Annotated in this window: 17 protein-coding genes; 12 read left to right on the forward strand and 5 right to left on the reverse strand. The window is 68.4% G+C overall.

The annotated features are described in order from the left end of the window. Positions 1-35 precede the first annotated feature (35 nt). The 4 genes from OTERR_RS00260 to OTERR_RS00275 all read left to right on the forward strand — a co-directional run bounded on the left by OTERR_RS00260 (position 36) and on the right by OTERR_RS00275 (position 3,193). A complete protein-coding gene (locus OTERR_RS00260) occupies positions 36-1,133 on the forward strand; it encodes a VanZ family protein (RefSeq protein WP_054619830.1) in 1,098 nt (365 codons plus the stop codon). Between the two features lie 128 nt (positions 1,134-1,261). Continuing rightward, positions 1,262-1,570, forward strand: a complete 309-nt coding sequence (locus OTERR_RS00265) for a (2Fe-2S) ferredoxin domain-containing protein (RefSeq protein WP_149424505.1) — start codon at positions 1,262-1,264, stop codon at positions 1,568-1,570. Continuing rightward, a complete protein-coding gene (locus OTERR_RS00270) occupies positions 1,567-2,220 on the forward strand; it encodes an alpha/beta hydrolase (RefSeq protein ID WP_149424506.1) in 654 nt (217 codons plus the stop codon). The genes OTERR_RS00265 and OTERR_RS00270 overlap by 4 nt, the downstream gene beginning before the upstream one ends. 4 nt (positions 2,221-2,224) lie before the next feature. Beyond that, complete coding sequence (locus OTERR_RS00275; protein ID WP_149424507.1) at positions 2,225-3,193, forward strand: ATP-binding cassette domain-containing protein; 969 nt, start codon at positions 2,225-2,227, stop codon at positions 3,191-3,193. A gap of 16 nt (positions 3,194-3,209) precedes the next feature. On the opposite strand, the gene OTERR_RS00280 is transcribed toward OTERR_RS00275, so the two are convergent. Then, entirely contained in the window at positions 3,210-3,671 is a 462-nt protein-coding gene (locus OTERR_RS00280) for an MEKHLA domain-containing protein (protein ID WP_149424508.1), read from the reverse strand. 76 nt (positions 3,672-3,747) lie between these two features. On the opposite strand from OTERR_RS00280, the gene OTERR_RS00285 reads away from it, so the two are divergent. From OTERR_RS00285 to purU, 5 genes are all read left to right on the forward strand, one after another. Beyond that, the gene (locus tag OTERR_RS00285) at positions 3,748-4,575 is read left to right on the forward strand and encodes an ABC transporter permease (RefSeq protein WP_149424509.1); all 828 of its coding nucleotides are present in this window, start codon (positions 3,748-3,750) and stop codon (positions 4,573-4,575) included. A gap of 22 nt (positions 4,576-4,597) precedes the next feature. Then, complete coding sequence (gene cutA / locus OTERR_RS00290; RefSeq protein WP_054619978.1) at positions 4,598-4,981, forward strand: divalent-cation tolerance protein CutA; 384 nt, start codon at positions 4,598-4,600, stop codon at positions 4,979-4,981. Between the two features lie 5 nt (positions 4,982-4,986). Beyond that, complete coding sequence (gene dsbD / locus OTERR_RS00295; RefSeq protein ID WP_149424510.1) at positions 4,987-6,870, forward strand: protein-disulfide reductase DsbD; 1,884 nt, start codon at positions 4,987-4,989, stop codon at positions 6,868-6,870. A gap of 101 nt (positions 6,871-6,971) precedes the next feature. Next, complete coding sequence (gene thrH, locus OTERR_RS00300; RefSeq protein WP_149424511.1) at positions 6,972-7,580, forward strand: bifunctional phosphoserine phosphatase/homoserine phosphotransferase ThrH; 609 nt, start codon at positions 6,972-6,974, stop codon at positions 7,578-7,580. Positions 7,581-7,658: 78 nt separating this feature from the next. Continuing rightward, positions 7,659-8,531: a formyltetrahydrofolate deformylase gene (gene purU, locus OTERR_RS00305; protein WP_054619824.1), complete on the forward strand. Its 873-nt coding sequence runs from the start codon at positions 7,659-7,661 to the stop codon at positions 8,529-8,531. Between the two features lie 65 nt (positions 8,532-8,596). On the opposite strand, the gene OTERR_RS00310 is transcribed toward purU, so the two are convergent. The 4 genes from OTERR_RS00310 to OTERR_RS00325 form a co-directional block, all read right to left on the reverse strand. Next, on the reverse strand, positions 8,597-9,394 hold the full coding sequence (locus OTERR_RS00310) for a phosphodiesterase (RefSeq protein ID WP_149424512.1): 798 nt from the start codon (positions 9,392-9,394) through the stop codon (positions 8,597-8,599). Between the two features lie 103 nt (positions 9,395-9,497). Continuing rightward, positions 9,498-11,015, reverse strand: coding sequence for an ammonium transporter (locus tag OTERR_RS00315; RefSeq protein WP_149424513.1), 1,518 nt, complete (start codon positions 11,013-11,015; stop codon positions 9,498-9,500). Positions 11,016-11,031: 16 nt separating this feature from the next. Further along, positions 11,032-11,370 carry a P-II family nitrogen regulator gene (glnK, locus tag OTERR_RS00320; protein WP_054619821.1) on the reverse strand — a complete coding sequence of 113 codons (339 nt, stop codon included), beginning with the start codon at positions 11,368-11,370 and terminating at the stop codon, positions 11,032-11,034. A 21-nt stretch (positions 11,371-11,391) separates the two neighbouring features. Next, on the reverse strand, positions 11,392-12,252 hold the full coding sequence (locus tag OTERR_RS00325) for a TorF family putative porin (RefSeq protein WP_054619820.1): 861 nt from the start codon (positions 12,250-12,252) through the stop codon (positions 11,392-11,394). A gap of 481 nt (positions 12,253-12,733) precedes the next feature. Here OTERR_RS00325 and OTERR_RS00330 point away from each other — a divergent pair, with 481 nt between their 5' ends. The 3 genes from OTERR_RS00330 (at position 12,734) to OTERR_RS00340 (ending at position 15,087) form a co-directional block, all read left to right on the forward strand. Beyond that, entirely contained in the window at positions 12,734-12,979 is a 246-nt protein-coding gene (locus tag OTERR_RS00330) for an accessory factor UbiK family protein (protein ID WP_054619819.1), read from the forward strand. Between the two features lie 66 nt (positions 12,980-13,045). Further along, positions 13,046-13,606, forward strand: coding sequence for a YceI family protein (locus tag OTERR_RS00335; protein ID WP_223115969.1), 561 nt, complete (start codon positions 13,046-13,048; stop codon positions 13,604-13,606). Then, positions 13,603-15,087, forward strand: a complete 1,485-nt coding sequence (locus OTERR_RS00340; protein WP_054619817.1) for a YifB family Mg chelatase-like AAA ATPase — start codon at positions 13,603-13,605, stop codon at positions 15,085-15,087. Before OTERR_RS00335 ends, OTERR_RS00340 begins: the two co-directional genes overlap by 4 nt. Positions 15,088-15,110: the final 23 nt, after the last annotated feature.

Below are 15,110 nucleotides of genomic sequence, written 5' to 3' on the forward strand. Positions count from 1 at the left end.
CGAGCGGGCCACGGCTGGGCTGAGCGTCCGGGACCATGAGCCAAGCTACCGCGCCCGCCCGCCCCCTGCCGTCGCCCCGCGACGGTCACAAGCTGGCCGTGCCTCTGGCCCTGGCTTATGTTGCCCTGGTCATCTACGCCAGCCTGCACCCCTTCTCCGGCTGGACCGACCGGGGCCTGCCGCCCCTGGCCTTTCTTCATGCCGCCTGGCCGCGTTACTGGACCGGTTTCGACGTGGCGATTAATGTGGCCGCCTACGTGCCCCTCGGCCTGCTGCTGACCCTGGCCCTGGACCGCTTGCCCACCCGGGTGCTGCCGGCGGTGCTGGCGGTGCTGCTGGCCAGCGGCCTGTCCCTGGGGGTGGAGGTGCTGCAGAACTGGCTGCCGACCCGGGTGCCGTCCAACGTGGACTGGGCCACCAACAGCCTGGGTGGGCTGGTCGGTGCGCTCATCGGCTTGCTCACCGGCCCCCACTGGCTGATCGCCCTGGCGCGCTTCCGCAACCGGCTGCTGGCGCCGGTACCCCACGCCGAGATCGGCCTGACCCTGCTGCTGGTGTGGTGCGTCACCCAGCTCTCGCCGGAATACACCCTGTTCGCCACCGGCGACCTGCGTGCCTTCCTGCCCCTGCCGCCGGGGCTGCCCTTCGACGTGCCCCTGTTCCGCGTGCTGGAGTCGGTGATCACCGGGCTCAACCTGGTGGCAGTGGGCCTGTTCGCCCGCACCCTGTTCGGCGGGCCGCGTCTGCCCTGGTGGGGCGGGCCCGTGGCGGTGGTGCTGTTCCTCGCCTGCGGCCTGCTCGCCCGGTCCCTGGCCACCGTGCTGTTCCTTTCCCCCGACGAGGCCTTTGCCTGGGCGACGCCGGGGGCCCTGGAGGGGCTGGAGTGGGGCAGCATCGCCCTGTGCGTGCTGATCTGGCTGCCGCCGGTGCCCCGGGCCATCCTGGCCGCCTTCCTGCTCATGGCGGCGGTGGCCCTGGTCAACATTACCCCGGAGAATCCCTATTCACCGGTGGCCTTGAACATCTGGCGCCAGGGCCACTTCCTCAATTTCAACGGCCTGACCCGCCTGGCCGGGGGGCTGTGGCCCTTCATCGCCGTGCCCTTCCTGATGGTGGCCGGGCGCAAACTTTAGGCGCTGGCGCCGGTCTCTCGTCCGACGGCCGCCCGCCCCGGGGGGGCCAGGGGCGCCGCCCTCGGGCCGGCCCCGTATAATTCCCGGGCTCGGCCTTCGCGCCGTCGCCCCACTTCAGGAGTCTTTCGGTGAGCTATTTCAAGCACCACGTCTTTTTCTGCTGCAACCAGCGCGGCCCCGGTGAAACCTGCTGCAACAACCACGGCGCTTCCGACCTGCAGACCTACGCCAAGGAGCGGGTCGCCGAGCTGAAACTGAAGGGGCCGGGCAAGGTACGCATCAACAAGGCCGGCTGCCTCGACCGCTGCGACCAGGGGCCGGTGATGGTGGTGTACCCGGAAGCGGTCTGGTACACCTACGTCGATAAATCCGATATCGACGAGATCATCGAAGAACACCTGAAGAACGGCCGGGTGGTGGAGCGCCTCAAGGTATGAGCCCGACCGCTGCCAGCGCCGTGCTGATTCCCGGTCCGGCCGGGGACATCGATACCCTGGTGGACCTGCCCAGGGGCGAGGTGCGCGGCATCGCCCTGGTGGGCCATCCCCACCCCCTGTTCGGCGGCGCCAATACCAACAAGGTGGCCCAGACCCTGGCGCGCACTTTCGTCCAGCTCGGCTATGCGGCCCTGCGCCCCAACTTCCGCGGTGTCGGCAAGAGCGCCGGCAGCCATGACCACGGCCAGGGCGAGAGCGACGACATGCTGGCCGTGCTGGCCTGGGCCCGGGGCCAGTTCGACCCGGCCGGCACCCTGCCGGTCTACCTCGGCGGCTTTTCCTTCGGCGCCTACGTCCAGGCCAAGGTGGCCGCCCGTCTCAAGGCCGCCGGCACCCCGGCGCGGCGCCTGGTGCTGGTGGGCACGGCGTCCGGCCACGTCGAGGGTGCCCGCCACTACGAGACCGACGCGGTCGCTCCCGACACCATCGTCATCCACGGCTCGGCCGACGAGACCGTGCCGCTGGCCAACGTCTTCGCCTGGGCCGAACCCCTGGAGCTGCCGGTGGTGGTGGTGCCGGGCGCCGACCACTTCTTCCACCGCCGCCTGCACATCCTCAAGGACATCATCGTCCAGGCGTGGAAGGACTGAGGCCATGGTGACTGCCGCTCCCTGGGCGCCTGACCGCGCCATCGACCTGGACGATGCGCCGCCCCTGTCTGTCGCCAACCTGGTCAAGCGCTTCGGCGACCAGGTGGTGGTGCGGGGCCTGTCCTTCGCCGTGCCCAAGGGCACCTGCTTCGGCCTGCTCGGCCCCAATGGCGCCGGCAAGACCACCACCCTGCGCTGCTGCCTGGGGCTCACCGCCCCGGACGGCGGCGAGGTGCGCCTGGCCGGCCTGCCGGTGCCCGAAGCGGCGCGCCAGGCGCGCATCCGGGTCGGCGTGGTGCCCCAGTTCGACAACCTGGACCCGGACTTCACCGTGGCCGAAAACCTGCTGGTGTACGGCCGCTACTTCGGCCTGGGCGACAAGGCGGTGCGCGCCGAAATCCCGCGCCTGCTCGACTTCGCCGGCCTGGCGGGCAAGGAGGACGCGCGTATCCAGGCCCTTTCCGGCGGCATGAAGCGGCGCCTGACCCTGGCCCGGGCCCTGGTCAACGACCCGGACGTGGTGTTCCTCGACGAGCCCACCACCGGCCTCGATCCCCAGGCCCGCCACCTGATCTGGGAGCGCCTCAAGCAGTTGAAGGCCGCCGGCAAGACCCTGATCCTGACCACCCACTTCATGGACGAGGCGGAACGCCTGTGCGACCGCCTGGCCATCGTCGATCACGGCACCCTGGTGGCCGAGGACACGCCCCGGGGGCTGATCGCCAGCCATATCGAGCCCCAGGTGGTGGAAGTGTTCGCCGAGGCCGACCACGGCCTGACCGCCTGGGCCGAGGCCCGGCGCGGCCTGGCCAGCCGGCTGGAGATCGCCGGGGAGACCGCCTTCTTCTACTGCCAGGACCCGCGCGCCCTGCTGGCCGAACTGGAGCAGGCGCCCCAGTTGCGCTACCTGCACCGGGCCGCCAACCTGGAAGACGTGTTCCTCAAATTGACCGGCCGGGACCTGCGCGACTGAGGCCAGTCCGGCCGCGTCAGTCCGGCAACAGCTCCCAGCGCGGCAGGCGGGCGGCCTGGCCGTGACAGGCGCCGGTCTCGTCCACCAGGTTCCACACCGTGGCGCCGCTGACGCGGAAGCGCTGGCCGGTGCGGGCGATGCGGATGCCCTGGTAGTCGGCGATGTAGCCGTGGTCGGTGACCCGCTGTAGCAGGCGGGCCCGCTCTTCCCGGTTGGGTGCCTCGGCCGAGTAGCGCGACGGCAGGGCGGTGAAGGTCGGCCAGTCCATGGCGAACAAGGCCAGGGCCGCCGGATTGGCGAAGTTGAAGATCGGGTCGTCCCGGGTGTCGTGGGACACCAGGGCGTAGGGCGCGGTCAGCAGCGCTTCCAGGGCGGCCGCCGGGGACAAGTGGGGCGCTACCAGGTCGGTGCCGGTGAGGCGGCGGTAGCTGGTGCGCAGCAGCGCCGCGTGGTCGATCAGCCAGGAGCGGTCGGGCATGGGGTGTGGCTCACGGTGAAAAGGTCGTAACAAGCGCGCAAGCGCCGCAGCAACGCACAGAAAAGAGGTTGTCAGTATGCCGTTCGAATCACGCGCCGCCAATGCGGCACCGTCGCGCCAGACCGGCCTGGATTGGGGCCCGCCGCGCTTTTCGCTACGCTTCGTCCCGGTGTGGCGGCGCAACTTCCTGGTGTGGAAGAAGCTGGCCTTCACCTCGGTGCTCGGCAATCTGGCCGACCCGCTCATCTACATGCTCGGCCTGGGTTACGGCCTGGGACGCCTGCTGCCGCAGATCGAGGGCCAGCCCTACGTGATGTTCCTGGCCGCCGGCACGGTGTGTGCCTCGACCATGAACGCCGCCACCTTCGAGGCCCTCTACTCGGCCTTTTCGCGCATGCACGTGCAGAAGACCTGGGAGGCGATCCTCAACACCCCCCTGGCCCTGGACGACGTGCTCACCGCCGAGCTGGTCTGGGCGGCGTGCAAGAGCCTGCTCTCCGGCGTGGCGATCCTGGTGGTGGCCACCGCGCTCGGCCTGATCACCTCGCCCCTGGCCCTGCTGGCGGTGCCGGTGATCTTCCTCACCGGCCTGGCCTTTTCCGCCCTGGGATTGATCTGGAACGCCCTGGCCAAGGGCTACGACTTCTTCATGTACTACTTCACCCTGTTCGTCACGCCGATGACCCTGATCTCCGGGGTGTTCTTCCCTGCCGCCGAGCTGCCCCCGGTGGTGGCGGCGGTGGGCGAGGTGCTGCCCCTGTCCCACGCCGTCAAGCTGATCCGTCCCCTGCTCGCCGGGCAGTGGCCGGCGGCGGCCTTCGCCCACCTGGCGGCGCTGCTGGCGATCACCGGCGCGGCCTTCTGGGTGGCCACGGTTTTGACCCGGCGCAGGTTGCTCAAGTAAGGCGGGCCGTACAATGGCGCCCATGACTGACGTTTCCGACGTTTCCGCTCCCGCCGACGCATTCCTGCTGGTCCTGACCAACTGCCCGGACGCGGCCTGCGCCGAGGCCATCGCCACCCGGCTGATTGAGACGCGCCTGGCCGCCTGCGTCAATGTGCTCGCCCCGTGCCGCTCGGTGTACCGCTGGCAGGGCGCGGTGGAGCGGGCCGACGAGGTGCCGTTGCTGATCAAGACCACCGCCGCTGCCTACCCGGCCCTGGAGGCAGCCCTGCGCACCGCCCACCCCTACGAGGTGCCCGAGATCGTCGCCGTGCCGATCGACCGGGGCCTGCCCGATTACCTGGCCTGGCTGGCGGCGGAAGTCGCCCCTGCGTCCGGTGCCTCCGGCGCTACTTTTTCCTGCTGATGCCCATGCTCGCCCGTCTCGTCGCCCTGTTTGTCCTGGCCTTTGCCCTGGCGGCTCCCGCCGCCGCCCAGGAATTCCTCGATCCCAAGGTCGCCTTCCAGCCCAGTGCCAGCAAGGTGGATGCGGCCAGTGTCGAGGTGCGCTTCACCATCGCCAAGGGCTATTACCTGTACCGGGACAAGTTCCGCTTCGCGGCCCCGGGCGCCACCTTTGGCACGCCGGTCTTCCCCAAGGGCAAGATGAAGAAGGACGACCTGTTCGGCGATGTGGAGGTGTTCTACGACCAGGTGGCGATCCGCCTGCCGGTGCAGGGGACGCTGCCGGCCACGATCACCGTCACTTCCCAGGGCTGCGCCGAGGGCGGCATCTGCTACCCGCCCCAGGAGATGGACGTGACGGTGGCCCAGGCCGGAGGTCAAGGACTGGCGGCCTTCGCCAAGGGGGCAGGCTCGAACGCCGCGCCAGACGCGGCATCCGGCATGAGCACCCCGGAGAGTGGCGCCAATGCTGGGCCTGCGGCCGATGCCCCGGCGACGCCGGAAAAAAGCACGGCCGCCGCCGCCGCGGACGGCGACGAGAGCGGCGCCATCGCCCGTATGCTGCGCCACGCCGGCTTCTGGGCCAACCTGGCGGCCTTCTTCGTGGCCGGCCTGGGGCTGTCGCTGACCCCCTGCATGCTGCCCATGGTGCCGATCCTGTCCGGCATCATCGTCGGCTCTGGCAAGGTCAAGCCGGCCCGGGGCCGGGCCACTGCCCTGGCCGTAGCCTACGTGCTGGGCATGGCGGTGACCTACGCCCTGGCCGGGGTGGCCGCCGGCCTCACCGGCACCCTGCTCTCGGCCCTGATGCAGAACCCCTGGGTGCTCGGCTTCTTCGCCCTGGTGTTCATCGCCCTGTCCCTGGCCATGTTCGGTTTCTACGAACTGCAGATGCCGGCCTTCCTGCAAAGCAAGGTGTCGGAGGAGGCCTCCCACCTCAAGGGCGGCTCCCTGCCCGGGGTGGCAGCCATGGGGGTGCTGTCGGCCCTGATCGTCGGCCCCTGCGTCGCCGCGCCCCTGGCCGGCGCCCTGCTCTACATCGGCCAGACCCGGGATGCTCTGCTCGGCGGCGCCGCCCTGTTCGCCCTGGCTCTGGGCATGGGCGCCCCCCTGATCGCCCTGGGCGCTTCCGCCGGCACCCTGCTGGTCAAGGCCGGCCCGTGGATGGCCCGGGTCAACCAGACCTTCGGCGTGCTGCTGCTGGCCACCGCCCTGTGGCTGGTGGGACCGGTGCTGCCCGAGGCTCTGGTGATGATCGGCTGGGGCCTGCTCGCCCTGGTGCCGGCCATCTACCTGCACGCCCTCGACCCCCTGCCCGCCGGCGCCCGCCCCTGGCAGCGCTTCTGGAAGGGCCTGGGGGTGGTGCTGTTGCTCTACGGCGCGGCAGTGCTGCTCGGCACCCTGGCCGGCGGGCGCGACCCGCTCCAACCCCTCAAGCCCTTCGTCGCCCAGGCGGGAAGTGTCGGCACTGCCCAGGCCGCCGCCAGCGAAGGGCCGCGCTTCGAGCGGGTGGCCAGCCTGGCCGAACTGGATGCCCGGCTGCGCACCACCGACCGGCCGGTGATGCTCGACTTCTATGCCGACTGGTGCGTCAGCTGCAAGGAGATGGAGCGCTTCACCTTTGCCGATCCCAAGGTGCGCGCGCGCCTCGACCAGTTCCTCCTGCTCCAGGCCGACGTCACCGCCAACGCTGCGGCGGACAAGGCCCTGCTCGCCCGCTTCAACCTGTTCGGCCCGCCGGGTATCCTGTTCTTCGACGCTGAGGGCAGCGAGGTGCGCGGCCACAAGGTGGTGGGTTTCCAGAACGCCGAGAAATTCGCCGCCACCCTGGACCGGGTCCTGGCCAACTGACGATTCTTTCGGCCCCGTTCCCCCGGGCGGGGGAAGTGGCGCTGCCGATGCTAAAATCCTTGTTTTTTCGCCCACGGGCGCAGCTAAACAGGGAGTGTTTCGTGCAAATCGTCTGTCTTGACCTGGAAGGTGTCCTGATCCCCGAAATCTGGGTCGAATTCGCCGCCCGTACCGGCATCCCCGAACTCAAGCGCACCACCCGGGACGAGCCCAACTACGACGTGCTGATGCAGTACCGCCTGGGCATCCTCAAGCAGCACGGCCTGGGCCTGCCGGACATCCAGAAGGTCATCGCCGAAATGGGCCCCCTGCCCGGCGCCAAGGAATTCATCGAGTGGCTGCGCCCGCGCTTCCAGGTGGTGATCCTGTCCGACACCTTCTACGAATTCGCCATGCCCCTGATGGAGCAGCTCGGCTTCCCCACCCTGTTCTGCCACAAGCTCGAAGCCGACGCCCAGGGCTTCCTGGTGAACTACCACCTGCGCATGCCCAACCAGAAGCAGGAGGCGGTGAAGCGCTTTAAGGAGCTGAACTTCAAGGTGATCGCCTCCGGCGACTCCTACAACGACACCACCATGCTCGGCGAAGCCCACGCCGGCATCCTCTTCTGCCCGCCGGACAACGTCATCCGCGAGTTCCCCCAGTACCCGGTGGTGCTCGACTACGCCCAGCTGCAGGACGAAATCCTCAAGGCCAGCGCCCGCATCTGAGCGTGACCCACCCGGTGGCGGCGGCAGTGCTCCGGCGCGCCGCCCCGCCCCGCCTCGTTTTTCCCATTGCCCACCGCCATGCACCGCGAACGCTTCTATACCCTTACCGCCTCCTGTCCCGACCGGGTCGGCATCGTCGCCCAGGTGTCCGGCTTCTTTGCCCAGCACAAGGGCTGGATCCTGGAAACGTCGCTCCACGCCGAGCCGGATTCGGACAGCGCGCCGGGGCGCTACTTCATGCGCCTGGAAGTGAAGGCCGATTCCCTGCCCTTCATGCTCGCCGAACTGCGCGAGCGCTTCGCCCCTCTGGCCGCCGAGTTGAACATGGACTGGCGCATCACCGACAGCGCGGTGAAGAAGCGGGTGGTGCTGCTGGTGTCGAAGCAGGAGCATTGCCTGTACGACCTGCTGGCCCGCTGGCAGGCCAAGGAGCTGGATGTGGAGATTCCCTGCATCATCTCCAACCACGACACCTTCAAGGGCTTCGTCGAGTGGCACGGCATCCCCTTCCACCACATTCCGGTGACGGCGGACAACAAGGTTGCCGCCTTCAAGGAGATCCAGCGCATCTTCGAAGAGGTGAAGGGCGACACCATGGTGCTGGCGCGCTACATGCAGATCCTCTCGCCGGAGCTGTGCGCCGCCTACCCGGGGCGCATCATCAACATCCACCACAGCTTCCTGCCCAGCTTCGTCGGCGCCAAGCCCTACCACCAGGCCTACACCAAGGGGGTGAAGCTGATCGGCGCCACCTGCCACTACGTCACCGCCGACCTGGACCAGGGGCCGATCATCGAGCAGGACGTGATCCGGGTGGACCATTCCGACACCCCGGACGACCTGGTGCGCTACGGCAAGGACATCGAAAAGACCGTGCTCGCCCGGGGCCTGCGCTACCACCTGGAAGACCGGGTGCTGACCCACGGCAACAAGACCATCGTCTTCCGCTGAGCCGTCAGCCACGGCCAGCCGGCGGGGGGGCACACGGGAAAGGGGCGCTGCGGCGCCCCTTTTCATTACCCGCCCAGATCCGCGTAGCGGTAGGTCGGCGCCGGGGTGTTGGGCACGTAATGGGTGACCAGGGGTTGCCCTGCACGCCACAGATGCAGCAGGAAGCCGCCGGGTTCCAGGGTGAAGGCCAGGTCGCCGGGTGTTCCCTCCAGCGCCAGGGCAATCTGGTGGGCCGGCGAAGGGGCGGTGATGGCCGGGCGACCCGCGAAGACGGTACTGACGAAGCGGTGCACGTGGCCGCACAGCAGCGCTTCAACGTTGTCGTGGCGTGCCAGCCAGGCAGCCAGGGCCGCCTCGCCGCGACAGGCGATGGCATCCATACCTGGAATACCGATGGCGAAGGGCGGGTGGTGCATGACCAGAAGCGCCCGGCCGGTGGTCGGACAGGCGGATTCGAGCCAGGCCAGGGCGGCCGCGTCGACCCGGCCGTATTCCTCACCGGGGACCAGGGTGTCGAGCAGCAGCAGGGCGCCTTCCGGCGTGTCGAGACGGCGGTGACAGGGAGCATCGATATCGCCGCCCCAGTGCTGCTCGGGGAAGGCGGTACGCAGGGCGGCACGCCGGTCGTGGTTGCCCGGCATGAGCGCCACCGGGCAGGGCAGGCTGGCCAGGGCGCGGGCGAGCCAGTCGTATTCGACGGCGCTGCCCCGGTCGGCCAGGTCGCCGCTCAACAGCACCAGGTCGGGAGCCAGGGTGGCGATGCGCGCCAGGGCCGCCGTCAGGCAGGCGGCCGTATCCACCCGGCCGTAGAGCAGGCTCGGGGGCGGCTGGAGATGGAGGTCGCTGAGTTGAACGATGCGCATGGTTTCAGCATAGCAGCGCCACCTGGCCACGCGTCATCCCGGTGCGTCAGAAACGACAACGGGCGCCCGAAGGCGCCCGTTGCGTTGCGGGAGGTCCCGCGCCTTACATGTGGTAAGCGGACTCGCCGTGGGAGGTGATGTCCAGGCCTTCCCGTTCTTCCTCCTCGGGGACCCGCAGGCCGATGAACATGTCCACCAGCTTGTAGGCCACCAGGGCGACCACTCCGGACCAGACCAGGGTGACGCCGACGCCGGTCAGCTGGGCGATCACCTGGTCGGCGATGGAGTAGCTGTCGGCGACCTTGTTAGCCACGTAGTCGTAGATGCCGGCCCCGCCCAGGGCGGGGTCGGCGAACACGCCGGTGAGGATCGCCCCCATGATGCCGCCCACGCCGTGGACACCGAACACGTCCAGGGAGTCGTCGGCGCCGAGCAGGCGCTTCAGGCCATTGACGCCCCACAGGCAGACCACGCCCGCCAGCAGACCCATGATGATCGAGCCGACGAAGCCGACGAAGCCGGCGGCCGGGGTGATCGCCACCAGGCCGGCGACGGCGCCGGAGGCGGCACCCAGCATGGAAGGCTTGCCCTTGATCATCCACTCGGCGAAGACCCAGGAGAGGGCTGCGCAGGCGGTGGCCACCCAGGTGTTGAGGAAGGCCAGGGCGGCGGAGCCGTTGGCTTCCAGGGCGGAACCGGCGTTGAAACCGTACCAGCCCACCCACAGCAGGGAGGCGCCGATCATGGTCATGGTCAGGCTGTGCGGGGCCATGGATTCACGGCCGTAGCCAACCCGCTTGCCCACCAGGAAGGCCCCCACCAGGCCGGCCACGGCGGCGTTGATGTGCACCACGGTGCCGCCGGCGAAGTCCAGCGCGCCCTTCTGGAAGAGGAAGCCGGCGGTGGCGTTGAGCTTGTCCGCCGAGGCGGCGTCGAGGTAGCCGTCCGGACCCGCCCAGTACCACACCATGTGCGCCATCGGCAGGTAGGCCAGGGTGAACCAGATCACCATGAACAGCAGCACCGCGGAGAACTTGATGCGCTCGGCGAAGGCGCCGACGATCAGGCCGCAGGTGATGCAGGCGAAGGCCCCCTGGAAGGCGATGTACACCATCTCGGGGATGGCCACGCCCTTGCTGAAGGTGGCGGCCAGGCTATCCGGGGTGACGCCCTTGAGGAACAGCTTGTCGAGGCTGCCGAAGAAGGCGTTGCCCTCGGTAAAGGCGATCGAGTAGCCGTAGATCACCCACAGCACAGTGATCAGCGAGAAGACCATGAACACCTGCATGAGCACGGAGAGCATGTTCTTCGAGCGCACCAGGCCGCCGTAGAAGAGGGCCAGGCCGGGGATCGACATCAGCATCACCAGGGCGGTGCAGACCATCACCCAGGCGGTGTCGCCTTTGTTCACCGTGGGGGCCGGTGCGGCCTCTGCGGCGGGGGCTTCCGCCGCCGGAGCGGCGGCAGGTGCGGGAGCCGCCGCGGCCGGTGCCGCTGCTGCGGGAGCGGTGACGGCCGGGGTGGCGGAGGCCGGCTTGTCGTCGGCGAAGGCCGGAGCGGTGAACGCCACCGTTCCGACCAGGGCCAGGGCGAGGCCGAGACGTGCAAAGAGCCGTTTCATCATGGGACTCCCTCGGTTAGAGCGCGTCTTCACCGGTTTCACCGGTGCGGATGCGGATCACTTGTTCAAGCGGGAAGACGAAGATCTTGCCGTCGCCGATCTTGCCGGTGCAGGCAGACTTCTCGATGGCTTCCACCACCTGGTCGAGGATCTCGTCGCGCACGGCGGCTTCGATCTTGACCTTGGGCAGGAAATCGACCACGTACTCGGCACCCCGGTACAGCTCGGTGTGCCCCTTTTGCCGGCCGAAGCCTTTGACCTCGGTCACGGTGATGCCCTGCACGCCGACGGCGGCGAGGGCTTCCCGGACCTCGTCAAGCTTGAACGGCTTGATGATGGCGGTGACCAGTTTCATGTCGTGCCTCTGCGGAGAAAGTTAGAACGTACGGGAAACGGACAGGACGGCGATGCCCTTGCCGGCGTTGTGCTTGCTGGAGCTCACGTTGCCGTCGGTATCGATGCTCTTGGCGAAGCAGTAGGGATTCACGCCGACACCGGAGCAGCTGCCCTTGGCGTTGGTGCCGACGTAGGAGGCACCCACCACCCAGCCGCTGAGATCCTTGGTCACGCCGACCTTCCAGTCGGTGTAGTCGCCGTTGTGCACATTCTTGAAGTACAGCTGGCCGACGTGGGCGTTGACGCCCCAGCCGTCGCCCAGGTCGTAGTTGGCCGACAGGTCGAGGTACGACGTGCCGGCAGTGCTACGGCCGGTGGCGGCGCCGCTGGCGTTGATGCCCTTGGCAGCGAAGTAGTCGTCGATGGCGTAGGAGTACTTCAATGTCACGAACTTCCAGGAGCCGGCCACGTACAGTTCCTTGTTGGTGACGGTTTCACCACCGGTTTTGCCGACCAGGGGGCCTTTGCCGGAGCCCGGGTAGTAGTACAGCAGGGCGCCCAGGTCGACGCCGAAGTCGCCAAAGGTTTGCTTCCAGCCGCCGTAGAAGTCCATTTCCAGATTGCCGCCGGGGAAGCCGGCGCCGGAGGCGACGTTGGAGTTCCAGTTACCCACGTAGAAGCCGCTGGCATGGGAGTAGTCGAAACCGCCTTGCAGCGCCGGCTGGCCGTAGGTCTGATCGATGCCGCGGAACCGGTAGCTGGAGAACAGGCCGACGTTGGCGGTCAGGGTGTGCGGGCTGGCGGGCTCGGCGCTGGCCTCGGGAGCGGCGGATTGGGCGAAGGCCGGCAGGGCGCTCAGGCCGAGGGAGGCGACGGCGATGGCAAGAAGGGTTTTACGCATGTTGGACTCCTTTGTCTCAGCAAATGAAAAAACTACATCGCCGTAAAAGCAGCCACCGTGCCAACCAAAAATATATCTAATAATTAAATGGTTACAAGGTTGCATTGCTGGTGCAAGAAAGGATTCGCACCGTTGCAGCGCGAACATATTGGCATACGCACCATCCCGGTGCGAGTGCTTTATGGCGCAGATGAATAACGCTGCACGGGAAAAGCACGATGCGGGGGATGGGTATGCTGAACCTCTGTGACGGGAGCAATCCGCAACCGGCACCATTCAATTCGGCAGGGTCGGGGTGAATGCTGGCAGGCGCAGGAGATAGTCGCCCAGGACGCGTAAAAGAGAGATCAAGATCCGACGGGTCGCTATCAACACAACGTTATGGCGAAGCACCGGCCAAGGCGGGGTGTGGCCGAGACGGCAAGGCCCCTGTGCTACACTCGATCGGAGATAGGCTACAGCTCATTTCAAGGACATCGTCATGATTGACCCGAAGGCTTTCGAAGAGTTCTCCAACCGCATGAGTGCCCTGTTGGCGGCCTCGCCCGCTGCGGATATTGAAAAGAACGTGCGCAGCATGATGAGTGGCTTCTTTGCCAAGCTGGATCTGGTGACCCGGGAGGAATTCGATATCCAGACCCAGGTGCTGGCCAAGACCCGGGAAAAGCTTGAGACCCTGGAAGCCCGGGTCGGCGAGCTGGAAAAGCAGCTGGGCGGCAAGAGCTGAGGTGATGTGATGAGACCGGGGCACGCGTCGGGCTGTGTGCGCCAGACAGGCCGCTGGCCCGGCGTCGTGCTCGCCTTGCTCCTGCCTGGGGCATTGCCCGCCGTCGCGGCACCGGAGCGCTTCACCGTCGATCCGACCCACACCTTTCCCCAATTCGAAGTCAGTCACCTGGGCTTTTCCCTGCAACGCGGGCGCTTCAACCAGACCCGGGGCAGCGTACTGCTCGACCGGGAGGCCCGGCGGGGCGAGGTGGCGATCACGATCGACGCGGCTAGCGTCGATACCGGGCTGGAGGCCCTGGAAAAGGTGCTGCGCGGCGACGACTTCTTCCAGGTCGAGCGCTACCCCACCCTGACCTTCCGCAGCCGTCAGCTCTATTTCCGCGACGACCTGCCGGTGGGCTTGGAAGGGGATCTGACCCTGCGTGGCGTGACCCGCCCCGTCTCCCTGATCATTACCCAGTTCCGCTGCGGCACCCAGCCGCTCACCCGTCAGACGGTTTGCGGCGCCAATGTTCGAGGCAGTCTGCGCCGCTCCGATTTCGGCATGAATGCCTTTCTCCCCTTCGTGGGTGACGAGGTGGCGCTCGAAATCCAGATCGAAGCCACCCGCGATCCGGCGCCATGAGCCTGGCCCAGGTCCACAGTCGCGCCTTGGCCGGCGTGGCCGCCCCGCCCGTGATGGTGGAAGTCCACGTGGCCAACGGCCTACCCGCCTTCTCCCTGGTCGGCCTGCCTGAAGCCGAGGTCCGCGAAGCTCGGGACCGGGTCCGCGCCGCCCTGCTGACGGCCGGTTTCGATTTTCCCGCCCGTCGGCTCACCGTGAATCTGGCGCCTGCCGACCTGCCCAAGGATTCCGGCCGCTTCGACCTGCCGATTGCCATTGGCCTGCTGGCGGCCACCGGACAATTGCCCACCACCGCCCTGGCCGGGGTGGAACTGGCCGGTGAGCTTTCTCTTTCCGGCGAATTGCGCCCGGTGCGCGGCGGCCTGTCGATGGCTCTGGCGGCCCGTGATGCCGGCCGGGCATTGATCCTGCCCAGTGCGTCGGCGACGGAGGCGGCGCTCGCACCCAAGGGGAATGTGCTGGGTGCCACGACGCTGGCGGCGGTATGCGCCCATCTGACCGGGCAGACGCCCCTGGCCGCACCCGCGGTGGAGGCCATCCCGACCCCTGGCTATCCCGATTTATCCGATGTGAAAGGGCAGGCCGGCGCCCGCCGGGCGCTGGAAATCGCTGCCGCTGGTGCCCATGCGTTGCTGCTGGTCGGGCCGCCGGGTACCGGCAAGTCGATGTTGGCCGCCCGGCTGCAGGGCATCCTGCCGCCCTTGAGCGAAGAGGAGGCCCTCGAATCGGCCGCCCTGCTTTCGGTCGCCGGCCTGTTCGATCCAGCCGCCTTCGGTCGGCGTGTCCAGCGTAGCCCGCACCATTCCGCTTCGGCGCCGGCCCTGGTCGGGGGGGGCAATGACGCCCGCCCCGGGGAAATCTCCCTGGCCCATGCCGGCGTGCTGTTTCTCGACGAGTTGCCGGAATTCGACCGGCGCGTCCTCGAATCCCTGCGCGAGCCCTTGGAATCCGGGCGTATCCAGGTTTCCCGGGTCGGTCGGCGGGCCGATTACCCCGCCCGTTTTCGCCTGGTGGCGGCCATGAATCCCTGCCCCTGCGGCTACTTGGGGCACCCGCAGCGGCCCTGCCGCTGCACGCCCGATCAGGTCGCCCGCTACCGGGGACGGTTGTCCGGCCCCTTGCTCGATCGGCTCGACCTGCAGGTCGAGGTGCCGGCCCTGTCCGCCACCGAGTTGGCCAACGCTCGGCCGGGCGAGAGCAGTGCCGCGGTTGCCGGCCGGGTGGCCCAGGCCCACCAGCGGGCCCTGGATCGCCAGGGGTGCGTCAATGCGCGCCTCGAGGGCGCGGCCCTGGAGCAGCATGCCCGGCCAGATGCCGCCGGCGCCGCGCTGCTGGCCCAGGCGGTGGAGCGGCTCGCCCTGTCCCCCCGGGCCTACCACCGGGTGCTGCGGGTTGCGCGTACCATTGCCGACTTGGCCGGGTCTCGGACCCTGGCCCCCGGCCACCTCGCCGAAGCCCTCGCTTTGCGCCCGGGCGGCTGACGCCGTCTCCCTGTCTTCTTCTA

Source organism: Oryzomicrobium terrae (genome assembly GCF_008274805.1).
GTDB classification, from domain to species: Bacteria; Pseudomonadota; Gammaproteobacteria; order Burkholderiales; family Rhodocyclaceae; genus Oryzomicrobium; species Oryzomicrobium terrae.